Raw genomic sequence first — 13,960 nt, 5'->3', positions numbered from 1 at the left:
CTGACTATCGAAGCGTGCCGGGGATATATTCCGCAAACGAATTATCGGATTGCGATCATTCCATGAATTCGCGATCTTGCTGGAATTTGTGTTGCTGTTGCCGGCCTCTTCGCGGGTAAATCGCAGCGGCGAACCGCCGCTCCCACACTGAACTTGAAAGCAGTGCTGTACCTGTGGGAGCGGGTTTACCCGCGAAGAGGCCATTACAGGCGGCCTCAATCCCCCTCAGCCACCCGCTCGCGAATCCATTGCACAAAGGCCCGTACCTTCGGCACCTCGGCCGCATGCTCGGCATGAGCCATGAAGTGCCGGCCATTGCTGGGCACCGGGTGGTCCCAGGCCACCACCAGCTTGCCCTCGCTCAGCTCCTCGGCCACCAGGTAGCGCGGGATCAGGGCAATCCCGCAGCCGGCGATGGCGGCGCGAATGCAAAGGTAGAACGTGTCGAAACGTGGCCCGTGGTAGCTGTTCTGGCTGTGCAGCCCCAGCCCCAGGAACCACTCGTGCCAGGCTTCCGGGCGCGAGGCGCATTGCAGCAGGCGGTGCTCGGTTAGCGCCGTGGCGCAGGTGATGCGCTGCCGGGCCAGCAGCGCGGGCGCGCACACCGGCACCACGGCTTCGCTGAACAGCTCGATGCAGGTTGCCCCCGGCCAGGTGCCCTGGCCAAAGAAAAACGCCACGTCGGCCTTGGCCTGCACCAGGTCGAACGGCTCCAGTTCGTTGCGGATGTCCAGGTGGATGCGCGGATGCCGCTCACCAAAACCCTTGAGCCGGGGCACCAGCCAGCGTGCGCCGAAGGTCGGCTGGGTGGCGATGCGCAGCACCTCGGTCTCGTCGCCGTAGCTGAGGATGTAGCGGCTGGAGATGTCGATCTGGGTGAGGATCTTGTTCACCTCGGTGAGGTACAGCGCCCCCGCCGGGGTGAGGTGCAGGCGCCGGCGAATGCGCTGGAACAGCGGGTGGGCGAGCATGTCCTCGAGCTGCGCCACCTGCTTGCTGACCGCGCTCTGGGTCAGGTGCAGTTCCTGCGCGGCGCGGGTGAAACTCAGGTGGCGGGCGGCGGCCTCGAAACACTGCAGGGCGGTGGTGGACGGCATCAGGCGTTTGGACATGGCGAAGGCGCTACCCGGCAAAAAAGGAAGGAATTCATTCCTTAACAGAATGATGTGCTTCGAAAAGGTCGTTTGTTGACCCGTCCCTATAGATTAATACTGACCTGGATCAACGATGACAACCGGTAGTGCAAAGAGGAGGGCAAAACCACGACCGGCGTTTAACAAGAACAACAACGAGCACCTGCGACTTACTGAATTCTGCTCCAACTTTCAGCCGTCCTTGCAACGGCCGACCCATTCGAGGGTTCCCCATGGCATCGCCAGACAACAAGAAACAGCGTTCCCTGCAACACGGCCTGACCTCCCGTCAGGTCTCGATGATTTCCATCGCCGGCATCATCGGCGCCGGGCTGTTCATCGGCTCCTCCAACGCCATCGCCACCGCCGGCCCGGCCATCCTCATCTCCTATGCCATGACTGGCTTGCTGGTGCTGCTGGTGATGCGCATGCTCGGCGAAATGGCCATCGCCAACCCCAACAGCGGTTCGTTCTCCACCTATGCCAGCGAAGCCATCGGCCCTTGGGCCGGCTTTACCATCGGCTGGCTGTACTGGTGGTTCTGGGTGCTGATCATCCCGGTCGAGGCCATTGCCGGCGCCGACATCCTGCACGCCTACTTCCCTGGGGTGCCGTCCTGGCTGTTCGCCTTCCTGATCATGGTCGTGCTGTCGGGCACCAACCTGATCAGCGTGAAGAACTTCGGTGCCTTCGAGTACTGGTTCGCGCTGGTGAAAGTGGTTGCGATCATAGCCTTCATCGTGGTCTGCAGCCTGGCGGTGTTCGGCTTCTGGCCGCTGGCCGAAGTCTCCGGGGTGAGCCGCCTGTGGGACCACGGTGGTTTCATGCCCAACGGCTTCGGCACCGTGCTGGGTGGCGTGCTGATCACCATCTTCTCGTTCTTCGGCGCCGAGATCGTCACCATCGCCGCCGACGAGACCGCCAACCCGAAAGACAAGATCCGCCGTGCTACCAACCTGGTGGTGTACCGCATCGCCATCTTCTACCTGGCGTCGATCTTCCTGGTGGTATCGCTGGTGGCCTGGAACGACCCTGCCTTGAAATCCGTGGGTTCGTTCCAGCGTGTGCTCGAGGTGCTCAATGTGCCCGGGGCCAAGCTGCTGGTTGACCTGGTGGTGTTGGTGGCAGTGACCAGTTGCATGAACTCCGGCCTCTATACCGCTTCGCGGATGCTGTACTCCCTGGGTGCCCGTGGCCAGGCGCTGAGCATGACCAAGCGTATCTCGGGTGCTGGCGTGCCGACCGTGGCGGTGATCCTCTCGACCCTGGCAGGCTTCGCTGGCTGCCTGGTCAACTATGTGTTCCCCGGCAAGGTTTTCGGCTTCCTGCTCTCGACCACCGGCGCCATCGCTTTGCTGGTGTACCTGGTGATCGCCGTTTCGCAGCTGCGCATGCGTGCCCGTGCCGAGCGTGAAGGGCGGCCGCTGGAGCTGAAGATGTGGCTGTTCCCGTGGCTGACCTGGCTGGTGATCGGCACCATCGTGATGGTCCTGGGTTACATGCTGTTCAGCGATGCCTACCGCTATGAAACGCTGATGACCGCAGGGGTGACCTTGTTCATCCTGCTGGTTTCGCTGACCCAGAAGCGCGGCGGTGCAGTGGCGCAGACGGCCTGATGTTTCTGTTTTAATGGGGGTGTTTCGCGCCCCCATTCCAACAAGCACAGGCTGCGTATGAACGATCAGATGCTTTCCCTCCAGGCCCTCGCCGCACCCGACGGCACTTGCTACGGCTGCGGTAGCGCCCACCCCTCCGGCCTGCACCTGCAAAGCCACTGGGATGCCGACGGCATCCACCTGTTGTGCCGGCATGCACCGGATCAAACCTTCATCGGCTGGCCCGGCCTGGTCTACGGCGGCTTGCTGGCCATGCTGGTCGACTGCCACTCCAACTGGACCGCCATGGCCTACCACTACCGCGCCGAGGGCCGCGAGGCGGGCAGCCTGCCGCGTATCGATTGCGTCACCGGCAGCCTCGGGCTCAATTACCTGAAACCGACCCCAATGGGCGTGGAGCTGTTGCTCAAGGCCCGCGTGGAGGGCGAAGTCGGACGCAAGACGCGGGTCATCTGCGAGGTCTGGGCGGGTGATGTCCTGACTGTCACCGCCGACTCGGTGTTCGTGCGGGTGGACACCGAAAAACTCAAGCTCAAGGCACACGGCCAGGCCTGACAACAGGCCGTTCACCCAGCATTTTTGCCAGTAGACGCCTGAACGGCGCTCGCCCCAAACGTGGGCGTGCGCCGTTCAGGCGTTTTGCCGTCAGGCATAGGGCCTACGCCGAAGCAGTTGTTGAAAAAGCCGACAGGGTAGTTGGGAAAAGTCCTATTTGGCCGTCGGCTTCGTGGCAATAGTCTTGCGTCGCTTCCAGATCAGGCTGTCTGTTCATCAACTGCCTGTGGTCACCGACGCCGGTAGCCACAGATTCGCGAGCGCATCAAAGGAGCCTATTCCATGCGTTTCAACTGCAAGACTTTGCCGCTTGTCGGCCTGCTCATGATCATGAGCGGCTGCGCCAGTGTGACCGTTCCCAATGAGCAGATCGAACTGGCCCGCAATGCGGTCAACCGCGCCGTCGCCGCCGAAGCCACCCAATATGCCCCGGTGGAGATGCGCGCCGCCCAGGACAAGATGAGCGCCCTGGACCGGGCCTTGGGGGAGAAGAAGTTCGAACAGGCCCGCACCCTGGCCGAAGGGGCGAGGGCAGACGCGCGAGTAGCCGAGCGCAAGGCCCAGGCGCTCAAGGCCAAAGAGCAGTTGGAGGTCGCCCGCAAGGGGATCGAAGTGCTCAAGCAGGAGATCCTTGATGCTCCTGACAGCCCAACTGCCAAATCCGTTCATTGAAGGAAGTGACCATGTCCAAAGCCTACCTGCTGCCCGCTATGTCGCTCCTTGGTCTGATGCTGGCCGGCTGCGGCACCACGCCGGAAAATCCCGCATTGCTTGAAGCTCGTGAAGCCTATTCGGTGTTGCAAGGCAAACCCGAGGCAAGCCGTCTCGCCGCGCTGGAAACCCAGGACGCCTACACCGCCCTGGGCAAGGCCGAGTTGGCCTCGCTCAAGGACCGCAAGTCCACCGAGGTCGAGCGTCTGGCCACGCTGGCCGCTCGGCAGATCGAGTTTGCTCAACAGACCATCGACCTGCGCAACACCGACGCTGCGCTCAAACGTGTCGAGCTCGAGCGAACCCAGGCCCGCCTGGATGCACGCACCGCACAGCTCAACGCGCTCAAGGCCAAGCCGAGTGTACGCGGCGATGTGGTGACCTTCGGTGATGTGCTGTTCCAGACCGGCATGGCCGAGCTGAACGGCCGCAGCCAGCACAACATTCAGGAACTGGCTGCGTACCTGCAGGCAAACCCTGAGCGCAACGTGCTGGTAGAGGGATTCACCGACGCCACCGGCAGCGATGCCCTCAACCAGCGACTGTCCGAGCAGCGGGCTGACGCGGTGGCCAACGCGCTGCGCCGTCAGGGGGTAGCTGCGCAGCGCATCAAAAGCGCTGGTTATGGCAAGGACTACCCGGTGGCCAGTAACGCCACGGCGCAGTCACGCCAGCTCAACCGACGCGTCGAGGTGGTGATCTCCAGGGGCGCCGAGGCTGTCGCGCCACGCTTCTGATGTGCAGCCGGCGCAGCCCTTTGGCTGCGCCATCCGGCATGCTGCGATGGTCAAACCGCAGCGCTGTCCCTAAAGTGATCGTTTCGATGATTGCAGGGACCGAGCATGACCGATCTGAGCGCATTCCCCATCACCCGCAAGTGGCCGGCGCAACACCCCGAGCGCCTGCAGCTGTATTCGCTGCCCACGCCCAATGGCGTCAAGGTGTCGATCATGCTGGAGGAAATCGGCCTGGCCTACGAGCCGCACAAGGTCAGCTTCGACAGCGATGACCAACTGAGCCCCGAATTCATTTCGCTGAGCGCCAACAACAAGATCCCGGCGATTCTCGACCCCGACGGCCCGGGCGGCAAACCGCTGGCGTTGTTCGAATCCGGCGCGATCCTGCAGTACCTGGCGGAAAAGAGCGGTCAGTTGCTCAGCCAGGATCCGGCCCAGCGTTACCAGACGATCCAGTGGTTGATGTTCCAGATGGGCGGCATCGGGCCGATGTTCGGCCAGGTGGGGTTCTTCCATTTCTTTGCTGGCAAGGACTACGAGGACAAGCGCCCGCGTGATCGCTACGTCAACGAGTCGAAGCGTTTGCTGGGCGTGCTGGACCGGCACCTGCAAGGCCGTGAATGGATGGTCGACGAATACAGCATTGCCGACATTGCCATCTTCCCTTGGGTGCGCAACCTGGTGGAGCGCTACAACGCCCGTGACCTGGTGGGCTTCGAGGAGTTCAAGGAGGTACAGCGAGTGCTGGCCCGCTTCCTCGAACGGCCTGCCGTTCAGCGTGGCCTGAAAATCCCCGGTTGATTGGGCATCACTGAGCCTGTGGGAGCGGGTTTACCCGCGAAGGCTTTGGCGGGTTCGCCATCGCATTCGCGGGTAAACCCGCTCCCACAGGCTCACTCTTTCAACCTGAGAGAATCTGATTCAGAAGCCAGTACAGCGTCCCCGCCAGCACCATCGCCGCCGGCAGGGTCAGCACCCAGGCCATCAGCAGGTTGACCAGGGTGCGCTTCTGGATCCCCGAGCCATTGGCAACCATGGTCCCGGCCACCCCCGAGCTCAACACATGGGTGGTCGATACCGGCAGCCCGAACATGTCCGCCGCGCCAATGGTGCACATCGCCACCACTTCCGCCGACGCCCCCTGGGCATAGCTCAGGTGGGTCTTGCCGATCTTCTCACCCACCGTCACCACGATGCGCCGCCAGCCGACCATGGTGCCCAGGCCCAGGGCGATGGCCACCGCCACTTTGACCCACAGGGGGATGTAGCGGGTGGCATCGTCCAGCTGGCGCTTGAACAGTTGTACATGGCGGGCGGTGTCGGCGTCGAACGCCACCAGCGTGTTCTTGTCGATCAGGCGGATGGCTTCGCTGGTCAGGTACATGTCGTTGCGCACGTTGGCCATGGCCTCGGCCGGCACACGGTTGAGCGAGCCATAGCCCTTGACCTCTTCGCCGATCATGCCGGTCAGCGCGGCCAGGGCCGGTACCAGTTCGGGGCTGGCCTTGGGCTGGCCGATGAAAGTGGTCAGGGTCTGTCGAGGGTCGGCCGGGGCCGCCTGCGGGGCGCTGCGCACCAGCGCCTGGCGGGTCACCTCGGCCACCGCCGAGAACTGCAGGGCCTGTTCGCTGGGCATGGTCTTGTTCAGGGCGTAGGCCATCGGCAGGGTACCGACCAGGATCAGCATGATCAGACCCATGCCTTTCTGCCCGTCGTTGGAGCCGTGGGCGAACGATACACCGGTGCAGGTAAGGATGAGCACACCGCGGATCCACCAGGGTGGCGGGGTCTGGCCCTCGGGCGCCTGGTACAGCTCCTGGCGTTTGACCAGCGCGCGCAGGGTCAGCAGTAGCAGGGCAGCGCAGGCGAAACCGATCAACGGCGAAAACAGCAGGGCATAGCCGACCTTGCTGGCCTGGCCCCAGTCCACCCCGCTGGTGCCGTCGCGCCCGTGCATCAGTGCGTTGGCCACGCCCACGCCGATGATCGAGCCGATCAGCGTGTGCGAGGACGAGGCCGGCAGGCCCAGCCACCAGGTGCCGAGGTTCCAGATGATCGCCGCCAGCAGCAAAGCGAAGACCATGGCGAAGCCGGCGCCCGACCCCACCTGCAGGATCAGCTCGACCGGCAGCAGGGCGATGATGCCGAAAGCCACCGCGCCGCTGGAAAGCAGCACACCGAGAAAATTGCACAGCCCCGACCACACCACCGCCACCGGCGCCGGCAGCGAATGGGTGTAGATCACCGTGGCCACGGCGTTGGCGGTGTCATGGAAACCGTTGACGAATTCGAAGCCCAGGGCGATCAGCAAGGCCAGGCCCAGCAACAGGAACGGCGTGACCGTGGTGATCACGGTGCCACTGGCGCTGACATCTTGCTTGAGGCTCCAGAAGGTGTAGGCCAGGCCGGCCAGCAGCAGGCCGAAGAACAGCACCAGGGTGGCGCGGCCAGGCCGGTGGGACAGCTGCGGGCGGGAATCCAGCTTGATCAGCGCGTCCTGGCTGACCATCGACGGGGTTGTCATGGGTGGGCTCCGGTGTGCTTAGAGGCACGAGGCGAGGTATCCCATCCTAAAAACAATCTGTTACCGGGGAGTGACCTCGATCAAAGGAACTTCTAGTCTAGGAGGCATCGGCGAATTGCCAAGCGAGCCCTGAATGATCCGCTGCAAGCGTGTGTACGACCCAGTTGAAGCCTGCGATGGCCAGCGTGTGCTGGTCGACCGGCTGTGGCCGCGCAACAAGCGCAAGGAGGACCTGCAGGGTCAGTGGTTGCGCGAGGCGGCACCATCCGACGAACTGCGCAAGGCGTTCCATGCCGGTGAACTGGATTTCGCCGCGTTCACCCGGCGTTACCATCATGAGCTGGCCGCTCATCCCGAGCATTGGTACCCGTTGCTGGACTTGGCGGACAACGGCGACCTGACGCTGCTATACGCCGGCAAGGACACCGAACACAACAATGCCCGGGTGCTCGCTGACTGGCTGGAGGATGAACGGCAGCGGCGCGGGCCGGGCAGTTCGCCGGTGTGCTATGCCCCTTAGGGGCAGGCTTGCCGGCGATGGACCCAATGGCACAATGCGAACCTCGGAACTCGATCCAATCCCATCATGACTCTTGCACTGATTCCCGCCACTGATGAACACCTCACCTTTGCCCGCGACCTGACCCGCCGGGCGATGCTGCCTTACTACCGTGAATTCGACCTGCTGTGGATCGAGGAGGCCTTCGACCAGGCCTGGGGCTGGCGCGAGCAGTGGCTGGTGGTGGAGGGCGGGCAGGTGCTGGGTTTTTGCAGCCTCAGTCAGGATCGCCAGGCGTTGTACATACGCGAACTGCATCTGTTGCCCGAGCATCGCGGGCGTGGAGTGGGGGGGTGGGTGCTGGAGGCGTTGGCAGCCTGCGCCCAGCAGCGGCATTTGCCAATGTTGCGTTTGATGGTGTTCAAGGGCAACCCGGCGCAACAACTATATCGGCGCCGGGGATTCCTCGAAGCGGGGGAGGATGAGTGTTTTGTCAGAATGCAACGATTGATTATACGGTGACCGTGAAGGTGCCGTCGACTTCGTATTCTCCCGCTTTGAAGTTAAACTTCCCTGTGCGACTTGTTGCTGAGGCTTCATTGATGGTCAATGTCCCCTCGTGGGCGTTAAAGGGATTGTTTGCGCCAACTTGCAGTGCGCCTTGGTAGTCTTTATCTGGGCCCAATTCATAGGTGCCTGCGGCCATGTCCTTACTTTTGAGGTTCCAAAGCGCGACTATGCGCCGATCATCAGGGGGGCCAAAATAACCAAGAAGAGCAATGGGCAACATGTGGCCTTCTTTGAAAACTACCTTCTGGGGTGGTTTGGTCGTATGGCTTAAGTCCGCTTCAAAGGGTCCATCGAAATATTGCAGTTTTCTTCCTTTAACGCTTTCAAGAAGTGCTTCGATGTTTGGATATTTGTGCATTTTCATGTGACGGCTCCTGGTTGAGTTTGCCACTTTAATGTGCTGCGCATGTAGAAGGGTGGCAACTGGCAGATTTAATAGTTGACAGTGTGTTTATAGTGAGTTTGGTGCGTGTGCTGGGGCGCGTTTGAACATGCTGCAAATGATTGGCACAACCCTTTTCAGGGGCAATCTAGCTCCCTTTGCTTGCCAGAATTGGATCCAATTGGCATAGTGCCGGACGAATGCAAGCGCATTCACTCGGGTGCTGGACGCGCTCGAGCCGAACAGATGCAGAGGAGGCAAACAGATGAGTGGATTCGGCCCGCGCCTGAGAGAAGAACGCGAACGCTTGGGGCTGACCCAGCGCGTATTCGGTGACGTAGGGGGTGTCGAGCCCAATGCCCAGGGCAAATACGAGAGCGGCGAACGTACGCCACGGATGGACTACCTTGCCGCGGTCGCGGCCAAGGGAGTCGATGCGCTGTATGTGTTGACCGGTGTGCCGACCCCGGCGCCACTGGATTGTCTCACCGCCGACGAAGACCGTCTGCTCGGCGCCTTCCGCCGTTTGCCGCAAGCCGATCAGGCGGCTGTCTGGCACCTGCTGCACCGTCTGGCTGGAGAAGCTACAAGCGCTGAGGTAGTGCGGATGCGCCCACCAGAGCGTAACGCCTATTTTCATGACGCTTTACGCTAGGTTGCTTGTGAAAAATTTTGTTAAGGTGGCGGGATCCAATCGCCCCACTAATGAGGTGTCTGCTTGATTAGGGTCCTGGTGGTCGACGATCACGATCTGGTGCGTACCGGCATTACGCGCATGCTGGCCGACATCGATGGCCTGCAAGTGGTGGGGGAGGCGGACTCGGGTGAGTCCGCCCTCAAGCTTGCCCGCGAGCTCAAGCCGGACGTGGTTCTGATGGACGTGAAAATGCCAGGGATCGGCGGCCTTGAAGCAACCCGCAAATTGTTGCGCAGCCAGCCGGACACCAAAGTGGTGGCGGTAACCGTGTGCGAGGAAGACCCGTTCCCCACTCGCCTGATGCAGGCGGGTGCCGCCGGCTACCTGACCAAGGGCGCCGGGCTCGACGAAATGGTCCAGGCCATCCGCCTGGCGTTTGCCGGCCAGCGCTACATCAGCCCGCAGATTGCCCAGCAACTGGCGCTCAAGTCGTTCCAGCCCCAGGGCTCGCCGTTCGATACGCTGTCGGAGCGGGAAATCCAGATCGCGCTGATGATCGTCGGTTGCCAGAAAGTGCAGATCATCTCTGACAAGTTGTGTCTGTCCCCCAAGACCGTCAATACTTACCGTTATCGAATCTTCGAAAAACTCTCGGTTACCAGCGACGTCGAACTGACCTTGCTGGCCGTTCGCCACGGTATGGTCGACGCAAGTCTTTAAGCACACCCATGTCACAACCTTTTGATGCCAGCGCGTTCCTGGCGACCTGCAGTGGTCGCCCGGGCGTGTACCAGATGTTCGACAGCGAGGCGCGGCTGCTCTACGTGGGCAAGGCCAAGAACCTCAAGAAGCGTTTGGCCAGCTATTTCCGCAAGACCGGCCTGGCGCCCAAAACTGCCGCACTGGTGGGGCGCATCGCCCAGGTCGAGACCACCATCACCGCCAATGAGACCGAAGCGCTGCTGCTTGAACAGACGCTGATCAAGGAGTGGCGGCCGCCTTACAACATTCTGCTGCGCGACGATAAGTCCTACCCCTATGTGTTCCTCTCCGACGGTGAATTCCCGCGCCTGGGCATCCACCGTGGCGCCAAGAAAGCCAAGGGCCGCTACTTCGGCCCTTACCCCAGCGCCGGCGCCATTCGCGAAAGCCTGAGCCTGTTGCAGAAGGCCTTCTCGGTGCGCCAGTGCGAGGACAGCTATTACGCCAACCGCACCCGGCCCTGCCTGCAGTACCAGATCAAACGCTGCAAGGCGCCTTGCGTGGGCCTGGTCGAGCCGGCCGAGTATGCCGAGGACGTGCGGCACTCGGTGATGTTCCTCGAAGGGCGAAGCCAGCAACTGGGCAACGAGCTCAATGCCGAGATGGAAAAGGCCGCCATGGTCCTGAACTTCGAAAAGGCCGCCGAGCTGCGTGACCAGATCGCGCTGCTGCGCCGGGTCCAGGACCAGCAGTACATGGAAGGCGGCTCCGGCGACGTGGATGTGGTGGCGGCCTTCGTCAACCCCGGCGGCGCCTGCGTGCACCTGATCAGCGTGCGCGGCGGGCGGGTGCTGGGCAGCAAGAACTTCTTCCCCCAGGTGGGCATCGAGGAGGAGGTGGCCGAGGTCATGGCCGCGTTCCTTTCCCAGTACTACCTGGGCAATGCCGAGCGCGAACTGCCGGGCGAGCTGATCGTCAATGTGGTGCACGAGGATTTCGCCGCAATCAGTGAAGCCGTACAGACCCTGCGTGGCCGCGAGCTGAGCATCAGCCACCGGGTGCGCGGTACCCGCGCGCGCTGGCAGCAGCTGGCGGTGACCAACGCCGAACAAGCGCTCAACGCCCGCCTGGCCAACCGCCAGCACATGGCCGCGCGCTTCGAAGCACTGGCCCAGGTGCTGGACCTGGATGAAGTCCCGCAGCGCCTGGAGTGCTACGACATCAGCCACTCCAGCGGCGAGGCCACCGTGGCCTCCTGCGTGGTGTTCGGCCCCGAAGGCCCGCTCAAGTCCGACTACCGCCGCTTCAACATCGAAGGTGTCACCGCCGGCGACGACTACGCCGCCATGCACCAGGCCCTGTTGCGCCGCTACGGGCGCATCAAGGACGGCGAGGGCAAGCTGCCCGACGTGCTGCTGGTGGACGGCGGCAAGGGCCAGTTGAACATGGCCCGCGACGTGATGCAGGAACTGGGCTTCGCCGACCTCACCCTGCTCGGCGTGGCCAAGGGCGTGACCCGCAAGGCCGGTTTCGAAACCCTGTACCTGAACGACGTGGCCCACGAGTTCACCCTCAAGGGCGACAACCCGGCGCTGCACCTGATCCAGCAGATCCGCGACGAAGCCCACCGTTTCGCCATCACCGGCCACCGCGCCAGGCGCGGCAAGGCCCGCCGCACCTCCAGCCTTGAAGACGTGGCCGGGGTGGGGCCCAAGCGCCGGCGCGAGCTGCTGAAACATTTCGGCGGCCTGCAGGAGCTCAACCGCGCCAGTATCGACGAGATCGCCAAGGCCCCCGGCATCAGTAAAAAGCTTGCCGAGTCGATTTATGCCAGCCTGCATAGCGAGTAGAATGCCGGGCTCAACTCGCAGCCAGTCGTACCGATGAATATTCCAAACCTGCTCACCGTTCTACGCGTCCTGCTCATTCCGATCTTCATCCTGCTGTTCTATGTGCCCTATCACTGGAGCTACATGGCCGCCAGCACGGTGTTCGCCATCGCCGCCGCCACCGACTGGCTGGACGGCTACCTGGCCCGTCGGCTGCAGCAGAGCACACCGTTCGGCGCCTTCCTCGACCCAGTGGCGGACAAGCTGATGGTCGCCGTGGCGCTGGTGCTGCTGGTGCAGGTGCACGCCAACTTCTGGCTCACGCTGCCGGCGGCGGTGATCATCGGCCGCGAGATCGTGGTTTCGGCGCTGCGCGAGTGGATGGCCGAGCTGGGGGCGAGGGCGCATGTGGCGGTGTCGAGCCTGGGCAAATGGAAAACCGCCGCGCAGATGCTGGCGCTGGTGATCCTGCTGGCCAACCCGCCGGCCATGACCTTCTGGGTGGCACTGGGCTACGGCCTGCTGCTGGTGGCCGCCGGCCTGACCCTGTGGTCGATGGTGCACTACCTGGTCGCCGCCTGGCCGCACCTGCGCGAAGGTTCCGAGCAGAAATAAAACTTTTTTGAATCAAGGGGTTGACGCCGTTCTACAAAACGCTAGAATGGCCCCCATCACGACGCGGGAATAGCTCAGTTGGTAGAGCACGACCTTGCCAAGGTCGGGGTCGCGAGTTCGAGTCTCGTTTCCCGCTCCAAATATAGATCTACAGGGTTCCACGGAAATCTGTAAATCGTCGAAGAAAGGGCCGAAAGGCCCTTTTTTCGTTCCTGCGCAAAAGCACCGCAAACCTGCAGAATCCGGACCTTTCACGTCCGCGATCGAGCCCTGTCCGCAAATCAGAACCCTTCCAGCACTATCTTCCCGCGTGCCTTGCCACTTTCGATCATGGCGTGAGCGCGCTTGAGGTGCTCGGCGTTGATCGTGCCGTAATGCTCGCCCAGGGTCGTCTTGAGCACGCCATCGTCGATCAGCTGCGCAACGCGATCGAGCAACTGGTGCTGCTTGATCATGTCCTCGGTCTTGTACAACGAGCGGGTGAACATGAGCTCCCAGTGCAGCGAAAGCGACTTGCGCTTGAGCGCCATCACATCGAGCTGCATTGGGTCGTCGATCAACGCCAGCTTGCCTTGTGGGCGAAGCACTTCCACCAGTTGCGGCAGGTAGCTGTCGGTGTGGGTCAGGCTGATGACGTAGTCGATCTGGTTCAGCTTGAGCGCGTCCAGTTGAAGCGCGAGCGATGCGCTGTGATCGATGACATGGTGGGCGCCCAGGTCCTTGACCCACGCCTGGGTCTCAGGCCTGGACGCTGTGCCGATCACCGTCAACTGCGTGAGCTTGCTGGCGAGCTGGACCAGGATCGAGCCCACCCCGCCGGCAGCCCCGACCACCAGCAGGCACTGGCCCTTGCCACCGTTTTCCTCGACGCCCAGGCGGTCGAACAGCAGCTCCCAGGCGGTAATCGAAGTGAGGGGCAGGGCGGCGGCGCTGGCGTTGTCCAGGCTGCGGGGCTTGTGCCCGACGATGCGTTCGTCGACAACGTGGAATTCGCTGTAGCTGCCAGGGCGGTCGATGGCCCCGGCGTAGAACACTTCATCACCCGGCTGGAACAACGTTACTTGGTCGCCGACCTCGCGGACGACACCAACGGCATCCCAGCCCAGCACTTGCGGGTGTTCACCCCCGCGGCTGGCGCGGATCTTGGTATCGACCGGGTTGACGGCGATAGCCCGGACTTCGACCAGCAGGTCCCGTGCACCGGGTTTTGGCTTGGGCAGTTCCGCGTCGTACAGCGATTGCGGATCCTGGATCGGCAAAGCGGGTTGGGTGTAAACGACGGCCTTCATTGGCGCTTCCTCTAGGGTGTTGAAAAAGTGGGGGCAAGTGCTGGGAGTCGATTCAGACGCTAAACAGCCTGAAACGCGCAAGACGTAGTTACCCGGAGTGAAAATGGTTTGACGCGTCGTGGTCGGGCGCTTCACATGGCCACGCCTTGCCGGGCAGTACG

Annotated in this window: 15 protein-coding genes and 1 tRNA gene; 12 read left to right on the top strand and 4 right to left on the bottom strand. The window is 62.6% G+C overall.

The window, feature by feature from the left end; all coding sequences use genetic code 11:
- Positions 1 to 215: 215 nt before the first annotated feature.
- Positions 216 to 1,112, bottom strand: coding sequence for a transcriptional regulator GcvA (gene gcvA, locus EJA05_RS18695; protein ID WP_125859379.1), 897 nt, complete (start codon positions 1,110 to 1,112; stop codon positions 216 to 218).
- 254 nt (positions 1,113 to 1,366) lie between these two features.
- Between gcvA and EJA05_RS18690 the strand changes: the two genes are divergently transcribed.
- From EJA05_RS18690 to EJA05_RS18670, 5 genes are all read left to right on the top strand, one after another.
- Positions 1,367 to 2,749 carry an amino acid permease gene (locus tag EJA05_RS18690; RefSeq protein ID WP_125859378.1) on the top strand — a complete coding sequence of 461 codons (1,383 nt, stop codon included), beginning with the start codon at positions 1,367 to 1,369 and terminating at the stop codon, positions 2,747 to 2,749.
- A gap of 57 nt (positions 2,750 to 2,806) precedes the next feature.
- Positions 2,807 to 3,304, top strand: coding sequence for a PaaI family thioesterase (locus EJA05_RS18685; protein ID WP_125464778.1), 498 nt, complete (start codon positions 2,807 to 2,809; stop codon positions 3,302 to 3,304).
- 282 nt (positions 3,305 to 3,586) lie between these two features.
- Complete coding sequence (locus tag EJA05_RS18680; RefSeq protein WP_125859377.1) at positions 3,587 to 3,976, top strand: DUF4398 domain-containing protein; 390 nt, start codon at positions 3,587 to 3,589, stop codon at positions 3,974 to 3,976.
- A gap of 11 nt (positions 3,977 to 3,987) precedes the next feature.
- On the top strand, positions 3,988 to 4,752 hold the full coding sequence (locus EJA05_RS18675; protein WP_125859376.1) for an OmpA family protein: 765 nt from the start codon (positions 3,988 to 3,990) through the stop codon (positions 4,750 to 4,752).
- 105 nt (positions 4,753 to 4,857) lie between these two features.
- The gene (locus EJA05_RS18670) at positions 4,858 to 5,553 is read left to right on the top strand and encodes a glutathione S-transferase N-terminal domain-containing protein (protein WP_125859375.1); all 696 of its coding nucleotides are present in this window, start codon (positions 4,858 to 4,860) and stop codon (positions 5,551 to 5,553) included.
- Between the two features lie 100 nt (positions 5,554 to 5,653).
- Here EJA05_RS18670 and EJA05_RS18665 read toward each other — a convergent pair whose 3' ends face one another.
- A complete protein-coding gene (locus EJA05_RS18665; RefSeq protein ID WP_125859374.1) occupies positions 5,654 to 7,276 on the bottom strand; it encodes an inorganic phosphate transporter in 1,623 nt (540 codons plus the stop codon).
- A gap of 133 nt (positions 7,277 to 7,409) precedes the next feature.
- Between EJA05_RS18665 and EJA05_RS18660 the strand changes: the two genes are divergently transcribed.
- On the top strand, positions 7,410 to 7,796 hold the full coding sequence (locus EJA05_RS18660) for a DUF488 domain-containing protein (protein WP_125859373.1): 387 nt from the start codon (positions 7,410 to 7,412) through the stop codon (positions 7,794 to 7,796).
- Positions 7,797 to 7,862: 66 nt separating this feature from the next.
- Complete coding sequence (locus tag EJA05_RS18655) at positions 7,863 to 8,297, top strand: GNAT family N-acetyltransferase (RefSeq protein ID WP_125859372.1); 435 nt, start codon at positions 7,863 to 7,865, stop codon at positions 8,295 to 8,297.
- Here the strand turns inward: EJA05_RS18655 and EJA05_RS18650 are convergent.
- On the bottom strand, positions 8,287 to 8,709 hold the full coding sequence (locus tag EJA05_RS18650; RefSeq protein WP_125859371.1) for a hypothetical protein: 423 nt from the start codon (positions 8,707 to 8,709) through the stop codon (positions 8,287 to 8,289). The two genes, EJA05_RS18655 and EJA05_RS18650, sit on opposite strands and share 11 nt — an antisense overlap.
- Positions 8,710 to 8,992: 283 nt before the next feature.
- Between EJA05_RS18650 and EJA05_RS18645 the strand changes: the two genes are divergently transcribed.
- The 5 genes from EJA05_RS18645 (at position 8,993) to EJA05_RS18625 (ending at position 12,649) form a co-directional block, all read left to right on the top strand.
- Positions 8,993 to 9,382, top strand: coding sequence for a helix-turn-helix domain-containing protein (locus tag EJA05_RS18645; protein WP_110993917.1), 390 nt, complete (start codon positions 8,993 to 8,995; stop codon positions 9,380 to 9,382).
- Between the two features lie 63 nt (positions 9,383 to 9,445).
- On the top strand, positions 9,446 to 10,084 hold the full coding sequence (gene gacA, locus EJA05_RS18640) for a response regulator transcription factor GacA (RefSeq protein WP_110993916.1): 639 nt from the start codon (positions 9,446 to 9,448) through the stop codon (positions 10,082 to 10,084).
- Positions 10,085 to 10,092: 8 nt separating this feature from the next.
- Positions 10,093 to 11,916 (top strand): excinuclease ABC subunit UvrC, encoded by a 1,824-nt coding sequence (gene uvrC, locus EJA05_RS18635; protein WP_125859370.1) that lies wholly within the window; start codon positions 10,093 to 10,095, stop codon positions 11,914 to 11,916.
- A gap of 33 nt (positions 11,917 to 11,949) precedes the next feature.
- Entirely contained in the window at positions 11,950 to 12,510 is a 561-nt protein-coding gene (gene pgsA / locus EJA05_RS18630) for a CDP-diacylglycerol--glycerol-3-phosphate 3-phosphatidyltransferase (RefSeq protein ID WP_125464769.1), read from the top strand.
- A gap of 63 nt (positions 12,511 to 12,573) precedes the next feature.
- Positions 12,574 to 12,649: transfer RNA gene (locus tag EJA05_RS18625), tRNA-Gly, on the top strand.
- A gap of 142 nt (positions 12,650 to 12,791) precedes the next feature.
- Here EJA05_RS18625 and EJA05_RS18620 read toward each other — a convergent pair.
- A complete protein-coding gene (locus EJA05_RS18620; protein WP_125859369.1) occupies positions 12,792 to 13,799 on the bottom strand; it encodes a zinc-binding alcohol dehydrogenase family protein in 1,008 nt (335 codons plus the stop codon).
- Positions 13,800 to 13,960: the final 161 nt, after the last annotated feature.

Origin of the sequence: Pseudomonas oryziphila, assembly GCF_003940825.1 — a bacterium.
GTDB lineage: Bacteria > Pseudomonadota > Gammaproteobacteria > Pseudomonadales > Pseudomonadaceae > Aquipseudomonas > Aquipseudomonas sichuanensis.
The sequence above is the reverse complement of the archived record's forward strand: the minus strand, read 5'-3'. Positions and strand labels throughout refer to the sequence as shown.

Coding starts and splice junctions, on each gene's coding strand:
- gcvA (WP_125859379.1), bottom strand. CDS start 1,112: ATGTCCAAACGCCTGATGCCGTCCACCACCGCCCTGCAGTGTTTCGAG.
- EJA05_RS18690 (WP_125859378.1), top strand. CDS start 1,367: ATGGCATCGCCAGACAACAAGAAACAGCGTTCCCTGCAACACGGCCTG.
- EJA05_RS18685 (WP_125464778.1), top strand. CDS start 2,807: ATGAACGATCAGATGCTTTCCCTCCAGGCCCTCGCCGCACCCGACGGC.
- EJA05_RS18680 (WP_125859377.1), top strand. CDS start 3,587: ATGCGTTTCAACTGCAAGACTTTGCCGCTTGTCGGCCTGCTCATGATC.
- EJA05_RS18675 (WP_125859376.1), top strand. CDS start 3,988: ATGTCCAAAGCCTACCTGCTGCCCGCTATGTCGCTCCTTGGTCTGATG.
- EJA05_RS18670 (WP_125859375.1), top strand. CDS start 4,858: ATGACCGATCTGAGCGCATTCCCCATCACCCGCAAGTGGCCGGCGCAA.
- EJA05_RS18665 (WP_125859374.1), bottom strand. CDS start 7,276: ATGACAACCCCGTCGATGGTCAGCCAGGACGCGCTGATCAAGCTGGAT.
- EJA05_RS18660 (WP_125859373.1), top strand. CDS start 7,410: ATGATCCGCTGCAAGCGTGTGTACGACCCAGTTGAAGCCTGCGATGGC.
- EJA05_RS18655 (WP_125859372.1), top strand. CDS start 7,863: ATGACTCTTGCACTGATTCCCGCCACTGATGAACACCTCACCTTTGCC.
- EJA05_RS18650 (WP_125859371.1), bottom strand. CDS start 8,709: ATGAAAATGCACAAATATCCAAACATCGAAGCACTTCTTGAAAGCGTT.
- EJA05_RS18645 (WP_110993917.1), top strand. CDS start 8,993: ATGAGTGGATTCGGCCCGCGCCTGAGAGAAGAACGCGAACGCTTGGGG.
- uvrC (WP_125859370.1), top strand. CDS start 10,093: ATGTCACAACCTTTTGATGCCAGCGCGTTCCTGGCGACCTGCAGTGGT.
- pgsA (WP_125464769.1), top strand. CDS start 11,950: ATGAATATTCCAAACCTGCTCACCGTTCTACGCGTCCTGCTCATTCCG.
- EJA05_RS18620 (WP_125859369.1), bottom strand. CDS start 13,799: ATGAAGGCCGTCGTTTACACCCAACCCGCTTTGCCGATCCAGGATCCG.